This is a genomic window from Acinetobacter sp. 1566109, from assembly GCF_000582255.1.
Lineage (GTDB): Bacteria > Pseudomonadota > Gammaproteobacteria > Pseudomonadales > Moraxellaceae > Acinetobacter > Acinetobacter nosocomialis.
In genome coordinates this window covers 1-10,344 of the sequence record NZ_JEYB01000092.1, presented here as the reverse complement: position 1 = coordinate 10,344, position 10,344 = coordinate 1, and the positions used below count along the sequence as shown (strand labels likewise).

Genomic DNA, 10,344 nt, shown 5'->3' with positions numbered 1-10,344 from the left:
TGCACCGGTCTTGAAAACCGACGAGGGTGTGAGTCCTCCGTGAGTTCGAATCTCACCGCTTCCGCCAAAATTCTTAAAAGCCCTTGTTAATGACAAGGGCTTTTTTTATGTCTATAAATTACTTAAAAAATTATATTGCTCTGTTTCATAAATTTCTAAGTATGATCTCTCCTGTGCGTGGGTTCGTTAAAGTCACATTTTCTAGCGCCTGAATACACCAAGAGTTATTTTCCTTAACAAGGACGGTGAGAAGGAGGGTATCAATTTGATGGGGACCCTGGGGATGAGCTAAGCCTGCGGTTAGACGACTCCAAAAATGTGAAATACAGATATCATTAGTTAAAGAGGTGACGTCTATGAGTTCATTCTCTAGTGTTGAATCGCTATAGATGGTGTCATGAATAGGCTGGTGAAGAGCAATAATTTCATCAATGCCTTTAACGTAATGACCGAAACGATTAACAAAAGTCGCATCTTGATGAAAAAGCGCTGCAAAGGCCTTCATATCATGATTATTCCAAGCGGCTTGAAATGCTAGGGGAATGTCTTCTGGGTTTATTATGTGTTGACTCATATGATCCCTACTATTTAAGTTCTTAAGTCTATTTTCAATGTATTATAAATGAAGGGACTTCGACCTGCTTAAACGTAACAGCAGCTCTCATTCTTCATATGTTTGAGATTCTATATAAACAAACAATACTTGCAGCGCAAAATAGGGAGTGTTCCCTCATAACTAAACGATATTAAACATATGTAAGCTTGAGTTAAGCAATCGCAAAGGTTTTTTAGAAAAATACAGATAAAAATATAAGATAAATAGAAATGACTCATAATGACTTTAATATATTGTTAATAATTAAATACCCTCTAAAAATTTAAATAGAATTTTCCATTTTAGGACTTTTTAAATGTTCACAATGAATCAATTAAGTTTAAAATATGGAGAATTTGTATATCGGATAGCATTTATTAGTTTTATTAAAATTAGAGTTATATAAATCTTGTGAATTATAGGTTTTTACTTGGCTGTTTTTGTACGTTTTTCATCCTGATGAGTGTGGTGAAATTAAAATATTGTAGCTAAGAGCTTAATTTTTTTAGAAAAAATGAGCCTAAACAATCGGAATTTATATATTATTAAATAGACTTTAAAACTAAAACTTTAATCTTGATTTAAGTTCAATTATTTAATTTATGACATATCTTGATTTCTTTAATGGGTCACAAAAACAAACATGACTTCATTTGAGCCAAATCAGAAAATTAAAGAGAGTATAAAAATGAACCAGTTTGTAACAAACACGAATAATATTATTCGTGGAAAGTATCATCCGGAATTTTTGCAGCATGAAGTCTTGGCCGATATTTTTGTCCATACTGCACAAACTCTTCCTGATAAGACGGCTTTAATTGAAGCAGATAAAACGTTGAGTTATGGTGAGTTATATCAGCAAGCTTTAATCATGGCTCAGCATTTGACGATAAGAGGGGTAAAACCAGGTCATATTGTTGGGTTATGGTTGCCTCGTGGTATTGAGCTTTTAAAAGCTCAGTTGGCAATTTGTTTAAGTGGTGCAGCATGGCTTCCATTTGATATGGATACGCCGGCTGACCGTATAGCAGTTTGTCTTGAAGATGCCGAAGCTGTAGGAATGATTACTACAGATGAATGGTATGCACATTTAGATGAAGTACCACAAACAAAGTGGACCAATACTGAATTGCAAAAGCCGCTTAGTGAAAATATCCCTTTAGCTAAAACGACCCCAGAACAACCTGCGTATATCATTTATACATCCGGTTCAACAGGTAAGCCGAAAGGGATCGTGATTACCCAAAGAAATATTTGCCACTTTTTACGTAGTGAAAATAATGTTTTGGGTATTGAAGAGCAAGATAAAGTCTATCAAGGCTTTTCTGTTGCTTTTGACATGTCGTTTGAAGAGATCTGGCTTTCTTACTTGGTTGGTGCAACATTGTGGATTGCACCTAAGTCACTTGTGAGTGACCCTGAACGTTTATGCCAAACATTAAAGCAAGAAAACATTACCGTATTACATGCTGTACCGACTTTACTTGCTTTATTCCCAGAAGATGTACCTAACTTAAGAATTATTAACTTAGGTGGGGAAATGTGCCCGGATTCACTGGTTGACCGTTGGGCATTGCCTCATCACAAAATGTTTAATACGTATGGTCCAACTGAGACTACGGTTACGGCAAGTCTTGAGGCATTGGAGCGTGGCAAACTTGTTACCATTGGTAAGCCTTTACCAAACTATGGCATGTTGGTCATAAACGCTGAAAGAGAATTACTACCCCAAGGTGAAACAGGTGAGCTCTGTATTTTCGGGCCAAGTGTGGCAGAAGGATATTTAGGCAGACCTGATTTAACGGCTGATAAGTTTATTCAAAACCCTTGGGCAGAAGGTCCAGATGAACAATCGCTCTATCGTACTGGTGACTTGGCTAAAATTGATGAATTTGGACAAGTACATTGCTTGGGACGTGCCGACGATCAGGTAAAAATTCGTGGTTTCCGTGTTGAACTCGGTGAGATCGAAGCTGCGCTTTGCGATATTGAAGGTATTGGTACTGCGGCAGTTATACTTCGTCCTGAAGACGGTATTGACCAGCTCATTGCGTTTATTGCACCAGAAATTGATGCAAAGAAAGCAATCGAAATTAAAGAGATTCGCCATAATCTCAGCCAACGATTACCACCTTATATGGTGCCAAACCGTTTTGAAATTATTGAAGAAGTTCCGCGTTTATTGTCAGGAAAAATTGACCGTAAGGCTTTAAAAGCACGACCACTTACGAGTGTGATTGACCGTAGTGAATCTGACCAACCACAGAACCCGGCCGAAGAAGTTTTATTTGGTATTTTAAATCGCTTGTTTCCAAACATGCCGATTAAACTCGACTCAGATTTCTTTGATGACCTAGGTGGGCATTCACTTCTAGCGGCGGTTTTAATTTCGAACCTACGTGAACATCCGGAATATAGCCACTTAACTATTCAAAACTTATATCAAGCGAGAAGGGTTGGGGCAATTGCTGCACTCATGCTAGAGCAACCAACGCCTACTGTATTTGATAGCCAGATTGGACAAGATAACCCTCGTAATCAAACTTATAAGTGGTTATGTGGTATTGCTCAGTTTATTACTATTCCAGTTTTAATTTCGATTAACATTTTGCAGTGGTTAGCGCCATTCTTTACCTATCATTATTTTACCGGTGGAACACGAGATAGTATTCCAAATGCAATCGCGATGTCTTTATTGGTTTATATCAGCGTAATTATTGCCAGTTTTGTGGTTTCAATTACGGTAAAACGACTATTAATGATGGGCGTTGGTGCAGGGCAATATCCATTATGGGGATTAACCTATTTCCGTTGGTGGTTAGCAGACCGTATTAGCAACATTTCACCAGTCTATCTTTTATCAGGCTCGACTTTACTTAACTTATATTTGAAAGCGCTTGGTGCGAAAATCGGCCATGATGTCACCATTAGTTCAGTGCATATTCGTATGCCGTCTTTACTTACTGTTGAAGATGGGGTGAGCATTGGCTCTCAAGTAAACTTAGAGAATGCCAAAGTCGAACATGGTCACTTGGTGTTAGGTTCAATTCACTTAAAAGAAGACAGTTATGTGGGCTCTTATGCTGTATTAGAAGAAAATACAGTGTTGGAAAAACAAGCTCATGTAAATGCCTTAACTTCAATTGAATATGACACAGTGGTACCAGCTGGAGAAATCTGGGATGGTACACCTGCGAAGAAAATTGGGCATGTAGATGATCACGATAAATTACCAGAGCGTCCAAAATTATCGTTTATTCGTAAAATTGCAGAATATGCATATTATGGAATTAGTGCGTTAATTATTGCGTGTTTGTTCTTTATTCCAATTTTCCCAAGCTTCCTGTTGGTCGACTGGTTAGATGCAAACGTATTTAATATTAACCCGAATGAACATTTACAAATCGCACTGTACTACTTCATTTTAGCGATCCCAGCTAGTGCAATGATGATGATGATTACTGCTGTGATCTCTTCAGTCATTCGTAAAGTTGCATTGCCTCGTCTTGAAACAGGAAGGTATGCGGTTCATGGCGGTACGTATTACCGTAAATGGTTTGCGTCTCAAATCTTGGAAACAAGCTTACAAACCTTGCATGGCTTGTTTGCGACCATTTATGCGCCAACATGGTTCCGTATGCTCGGTGCAAAAGTAGGTAAAAATACTGAAATTTCTACCGCAAACGGTGTTATTCCAGAAATGCTGACTTTGGGTGAAGAAAGCTTTATTGCCGATGCTGTAATGCTAGGTGATGAAGAAATCAAAGGCGGCTGGATGACTTTGAAATCGACGACTATCGGTAACCGTAGTTTTGTCGGAAACAGTGCTTATATTGCTGATGGTACTGTGTTGCCTGACAATGTCTTGATTGGTGTGCAATCTAAGACACCTGATAACGTTGAAATGTACGATGGTCAAACTTGGTTTGGTTCACCACCGTTATTGCTGCCTGCACGTGAAGCTGCTGAGAAATATCCAGATCATTTAACATTCTTACCAAGTATCAAACGCCGTTTAATGCGTGGTTTTATTGAAGGTCTTCGTGTTGTATTACCTGCCGCTCTTGCGATTGGTGTAGGTTATATGATCGTGCTTGAGATTATTGATGTTATTAACAAATACAACATTCCAACTGGTTTGTTAGCTTTAACGCTTGCTGGTTTGCTCTATGGTGTAGGCTGCTTCGTTATTGTTGCGTTATTGAAGTGGATTTTGATTGGTCGTTATGAGCCACGTTCAGCTCCTATGTGGACTATGTTTGTATGGTTGAGCGAAGGGATTACAAGCTTATATGAGTCAGTTGCGATTCCTAACTTCTTAAACTACTTAAGAGGAACGCCAATGTTGCCATTCTTCTTGCGTATTTTAGGTGTTCGTATTGGTAAAGACGTCTATATGGATACGGCTGATATTACAGAGTTTGACTGTGTAAGCATTGGTGACCGTGCTGAGTTTAATAGCTTCTCGGGTCCACAAACTCACTTGTTTGAAGACCGTATTATGAAAATCGGACAAGTGAATATTGGTAACGATGTTGTGGTAAATACACGTAGTATTATTTTGTATAATGCAAACGTGAGTAACCATGCTGTGCTAGGCCCATTAACATTAGTCATGAAAGGTGAAAATATTCCGGCTAAATCTGCTTGGATTGGTTCACCGGCTGTGCCTTGGGTTCATAAATAATAAATTGTTGAATTGAAAAAAAGCCTCTGTAGAAACAGAGGCTTTTTACTATGTGTTGTAAGCGAACTTATTTATTCAGTTGCCATAAATGCTTCATGATAAGTAACTTCTCCTGAAGGAATATGATTGCTGAAACTTATAGCTTGAAAGTATTCATTTGGTACATTAGGTAAATTTAAATCAGGGTATGATTTAAAACCAAATCGACTGTAATAATTTGGATCACCTAATAGAACGCAACCTTTTCCGCCTAATTCTTTTAACTTTTGAAGAGCTGCATTCATTAAAAGAGAACCAATGCCAATTCCTTGTTTCTTTGGACATACAGAAATAGGGCCTAGGCCATACCAACCAGTTTCACCTGACGTGATTGTAACTGGTGAAATAGCCACATGACCTACAATTAAGCCATCTTCTATAGCAACCAAAGAGATCGTGAGTTGCTTATGTTTCCGAAGGCTATTCACAATAAATTGTTCAGTATGACTAGAATGCTCTTCATTTAAGAACGCGGCTTTCGTCAACGCTTCGATATTTTTAATATCTTCGGGTTGTTCATCTCGAATTGTAATATTCATATTTTTCTTTCTCTTAATAAATAGCAACTTATATCAACGGTTGTCTAGTTGAGGGCGGACAGTCTGAAGCCCTAACAATGTAATTTGATAAGGTTGGCTATTTTTAGATTTGATTAAACGTTTTGCTTTTAGCTTTTTAAACACATCTAAGGAACAATCAGATAGCACGAAACCTTCTCGTGTATAGCATTCAACGAAATAGACTGTGCCTGATGCGTCACGTTGGTATTTAATATGTCCGCCTTTGGCAAGGACATGGAGAGTTCGTTGTTCGAACTTTGAAAGATTCATGTTGGAGCCTTGATAATAATCAAACGTGCAAATAGAGGTGATCAGAAATATGACCACAGAAAAATTGCGACATTGATAATCAACTCAATAATAAAAATTGAGAGTGATTATCAGATGATTACTATCTCCAACATATAAACCTCTTTTAGAAGGGGGATACTTTTATTCAAAAGATATATTAACGTTATATATCACTTAATAACAAATGTTTTTTATATTCATAGACCTTTCATTTATATAAAATCAGGCAACAAAAAAACATGTATGAGTTTTAGTAAATGAAAAAAACAATTTTTAGCCTAATTTTCGCTATCTGTGCAGCTTTTTCAAATAGTATTCAAGCAGAAGAAGTTTATTATCAACAAGAAGATATCGCTTATGCTTTTGAACTAGATTCAATCGAATTTTATTTACCAAGTAAAAGTAAATTTAAAATTACTGCTACCAGAAAACTAGTTGGCGTACCCGAAACAAAGTTTTATACAGGTGATTTTGATAAAGATAATATTGCACAATTTCATATGGCTTTTGACTGTTCACACAAGACGATACAGATTTTAGACTTTATGATTGGTGATAAAAATAATGGTGAACTTAAGTACAAGAGCGATAAAAAGAGTGAAGTAATGAAAGCCACGGGTGAGAATGATTTAGCTATGCTTAATTTAGTATGTGAAAATGCTAACGCTATAAAATAGTGTCTGTGAATCATAAAGCTTGTTTTTAATACACGTATATACAATTTTCTTGGCGACCCACCTTTGGAAAAAATGAAGCTAAAGATTTAATAATTATGATACCTGTACAGACATTCTCGGTTTTTGCAATTTTTCTGTTGTTTATTGCGCCATTGATTGGTGTTGTACTAACACTAGGCCTATTAGTGAAAGCACTATTCTTTTGGCGAAAGAAGGCTCAAAAGCCTGTGAGTTTTTTTTCTAAAAAGACATTATTTATTACGCTAGTGGCATTGATCTGTGACCTGTGGGCAGGTTACTTATTTTATATGAGTGCATCGGTAGAGTATGAGATTGCACTTAAGGAGCATTACAAGGAAAGTCGCAGCCATTTCGTTTTATCTCAAGATGCCCAATATGGTGAACTGTTGATTCCTAAAGGGAGTTTAATTAGTCGTTACGATGCTTTTGACAACGGCGAGCCACAAGTACCCTTTAGCTTACGTGGATTAGAGGCTTTACGTTTTCCTCATCCTGTACAGGTTGCAGGAATGTGGGTAACTGCGATGGAGCCTCCTCGAATCGAATTAGCGTGGGATCAGCAAATAGGTCCAGTTATGCGCTTTGATCCTAATGAGGGAAATGGTTATGGTAAATGGGTTTACGATACGAAACGTCCTACCATCGCTTGTTCTCGTGGAGACATCGTACTACTTGAAATACCTCTCATTGATTATGATATTCAAAAAGAATTTGGTAAACCTGAGCCTGATGGAGCTAATGCTCGTTTTCGCCCGAGTGAGTGGGGTGTTCAACAATGCGAAAAAGGTCAGGGTCCAATTAAGGTTAGTCCTGCATATACTGGGACTGCACCAAAGAAACCTTGGTTTTATAAATAATAAGTTGTTGAATTGAAAAAAGCCTCTGTAGAACAGGGGCTTTTTTTATAATTTAGATAATGCCCATAATATTAAATTGATCAAAATTAGGTTAAATATTGGGAGTCAGTTCATTTATGCACATTCCAAGCTTTTAATAAACGCCAGATATTTTTATCTACCTTTTTCCAATCTTTTAATGATTCGTAAGGCATTGTCCATTTTATACTTATATTTGGATATAGAGGTGTTTCAACTTCTGTAGTCACTACAATTTGATTATTTCCATCATGTTGTTTAGCAATTGTCATTAAAAATTCAGAATGATAGGAGTCTGATGCATTTCCTATACAATGATAAAAACGAGAAATATGAGCTTTCAAATTCTTAAGTGAGTAACATTCTAATTCAAATTTTTTGAATAAATCTTCATCTTTAATAACTTCTTGAGAGGTAAAATAATTTATCCACTCTCGTGGTGTTTTTTTATATCTTAAATATATTGGATCAGCAGTACTAAAATTTTCTACTATTACTTTTACTTGGTTTTGATGACTTGTATCATAGAAATTATTAATTTCTATATTTTTAGCATTATTCAAAAGTAAGTTAAATTGCATAGGATTTTCAGGGTCTGCAACATTTTCGATGGTATCATTTTTACTTAGATTTTTTATTTTAGGAATAAAGTTAATAGGAAACTGACCAAGAAAAGGGCTCTTTAAAATAGTACCTTTTGCAATATTTGTTTTATCACCTACAACTGTTTTTAAAATTAAATTTGATGAAATACCCCAAACAACTAAATCCCCTTGTTTAGAAGTGTCTTTATAATATTTGACATTAGATTTTTCAGATAAATGTTGAGATGCTGTTTTCGATGAGTCTGTGCATCCGAATATAGCAGTAGATTGTATTAGAATAATTATAATTTTCATGAAGTTCATAATGAGAATTTTCCATTCATGTCTAGATTAGAATATATAACTATGTGGCTTATAGAGAAATTCAGAGATAAATAAGAATATTTACTTATTAAATTTCTATAAAATCAAAGTAATACACCTTATACGGATAAAAAATGGGAGCACTCAGCTCCCATTTTCTATTTTTGCTCATGTTCTTTGTAGTATTGATGCGCTCTCTTAGAATTATGCTTCCAACTTTTAGCCACTTTGTGGAAATATATTGGAAGATCATCCCAAATAATTAATTATAAAGGGATTTTATTGTCATATTCTATTGGGTACCCATTATGTTAAATAGACCTTTGGTCTATTACTAATTTTAAATCTCAATCAGATTAATGGGGAAGCTGTGGAAACGCCTTTCTATATTTTTCTTGATCCTGATACTTACTAAAGTTTTGTAATCTTTGTACGACTTTTTGATCATTACTCATGGATTCCGTTGCATAACGCCCTAAATACTCAAATGATTGTGTTAGCGCATTAGTTCCTTCATTTTCTACAACTGCAGTAACCGCTTGAGTACAACTTTGCGTCATGATTTTATCAAAAATATTTGCAACCCTGCGATCTACACGTTCTAAATCTGCGCTTGAGATTTTTGCGTAGTTTGCTAAATCTTGTTTCGCAGCAAAACCAAAAAACATCCATTGCACCATATCCTTACGGTCTTGTTCGGTAACTGAACTTTTTAAACACTGAACTAATTTATCCTGATATTCCCCAGCATGGCTGAATGAAGTAATAAATAGAGAAGACATTAGTAATAAAATAAATTTTAATTTGTATGAATGCATAAATAAGCTCTAGCAAAACAACTAATTGATATTGAAAATTAAAATAACATATTCTTTGTATATAATGTTAGTGGAAGATAAAAATCCCAAACAGTGATATTTTGATTTTATAAACCCCCATTTAACAATAACTCACGCATTATTTATCCTTACTTTTTAATGATCTAAATTAAAACAAATGTCATTTTGTGTGCTTGACTGCAAAAGGGTTGGGCACTATTCTTTGCCTGCTGGCCACATTGCCAGTCGGTTTTAGCAGACCGTATATTATCTCCCGCATCAGAGCCATTCCTTCTGAGGAATACTCATATGTGGTAGCCACTCGTTCCTTTCCCGTAGCGGTAGGACGGGAAGGGGACACCTACGGGTGTGCTAGTTTGAGATAATACTAGTCTGCTAACCCTTTCTCGTTCTGCCACCATAATTCTATAAATGTCTGGCAGAACTCCCAATAAAAAGGAGTTGGCTTTGCACATCCATTATTTCTTGGCAACCTTTGCCAAAAGCTATAACAACACAACTTAGTTTTTAACGAGTTTGATCGCCATACGGCTGATTAAGCTTTAAATCGTCACGACTAAAAACTTGCAGCAACAATAAAACTTGAGATGTGCCAAGCACAGTCTTTATAGGCTTTGCTATGCCTTTTTTTTAGCTTCAAAAAAGTAAAAGGCTTTTATATCTCATTTATATACAACAAAAATTTAATTTTATAACGGTAAAACTATGCCAAATTTAATTCTCCCAACACGTGCTTTTGAGGTTGTAAAAAAAGGGATCGACTTATTTCACTACGGTGGCTTTCATATGGTCGGTGTCGACAAAATTGTGAAAGAAACCGAAGTGAATAAAATGACGTTTTATAATTATTTT

8 protein-coding genes and 1 pseudogene are annotated in these 10,344 nt (G+C 36.0%); 4 read left to right on the top strand and 5 right to left on the bottom strand.

The features are described 5' to 3' along the window. Nucleotides 1-145: 145 nt before the first annotated feature. Nucleotides 146-665, bottom strand: a pseudogene (locus tag J582_RS23650) (SgcJ/EcaC family oxidoreductase). A 618-nt stretch (nt 666-1,283) separates the two neighbouring features. On the opposite strand from J582_RS23650, the gene posA reads away from it, so the two are divergent. Next, nucleotides 1,284-5,282 carry a delta-poly-L-ornithine synthetase PosA gene (gene posA / locus J582_RS23645; protein ID WP_032048734.1) on the top strand — a complete coding sequence of 1,333 codons (3,999 nt, stop codon included), beginning with the start codon at nt 1,284-1,286 and terminating at the stop codon, nt 5,280-5,282. Nucleotides 5,283-5,353: 71 nt separating this feature from the next. On the opposite strand, the gene J582_RS23640 is transcribed toward posA, so the two are convergent. Next, on the bottom strand, nt 5,354-5,860 hold the full coding sequence (locus tag J582_RS23640; RefSeq protein ID WP_032048733.1) for a GNAT family N-acetyltransferase: 507 nt from the start codon (nt 5,858-5,860) through the stop codon (nt 5,354-5,356). A 33-nt stretch (nt 5,861-5,893) separates the two neighbouring features. Further along, nucleotides 5,894-6,151, bottom strand: a complete 258-nt coding sequence (locus J582_RS23635; protein ID WP_001054060.1) for a YjhX family toxin — start codon at nt 6,149-6,151, stop codon at nt 5,894-5,896. 278 nt (nt 6,152-6,429) lie between these two features. Here J582_RS23635 and J582_RS23630 point away from each other — a divergent pair, with 278 nt between their 5' ends. Both J582_RS23630 and J582_RS23625 read left to right on the top strand, forming a co-directional pair. After that, the gene (locus tag J582_RS23630; RefSeq protein WP_031983731.1) at nt 6,430-6,849 is read left to right on the top strand and encodes a hypothetical protein; all 420 of its coding nucleotides are present in this window, start codon (nt 6,430-6,432) and stop codon (nt 6,847-6,849) included. Nucleotides 6,850-6,986: 137 nt separating this feature from the next. Beyond that, nucleotides 6,987-7,727 (top strand): hypothetical protein, encoded by a 741-nt coding sequence (locus J582_RS23625; RefSeq protein WP_081404961.1) that lies wholly within the window; start codon nt 6,987-6,989, stop codon nt 7,725-7,727. 110 nt (nt 7,728-7,837) lie between these two features. On the opposite strand, the gene J582_RS23620 is transcribed toward J582_RS23625, so the two are convergent. Both J582_RS23620 and J582_RS23615 read right to left on the bottom strand, forming a co-directional pair. After that, complete coding sequence (locus tag J582_RS23620; protein WP_032048732.1) at nt 7,838-8,653, bottom strand: hypothetical protein; 816 nt, start codon at nt 8,651-8,653, stop codon at nt 7,838-7,840. Nucleotides 8,654-9,009: 356 nt separating this feature from the next. Beyond that, the gene (locus J582_RS23615; protein WP_031983727.1) at nt 9,010-9,471 is read right to left on the bottom strand and encodes a hypothetical protein; all 462 of its coding nucleotides are present in this window, start codon (nt 9,469-9,471) and stop codon (nt 9,010-9,012) included. Nucleotides 9,472-10,197: 726 nt separating this feature from the next. On the opposite strand from J582_RS23615, the gene J582_RS23610 reads away from it, so the two are divergent. Beyond that, nucleotides 10,198-10,344: TetR/AcrR family transcriptional regulator (locus J582_RS23610; RefSeq protein ID WP_032048731.1), on the top strand; the 147-nt coding region annotated here is incomplete at its 3' end.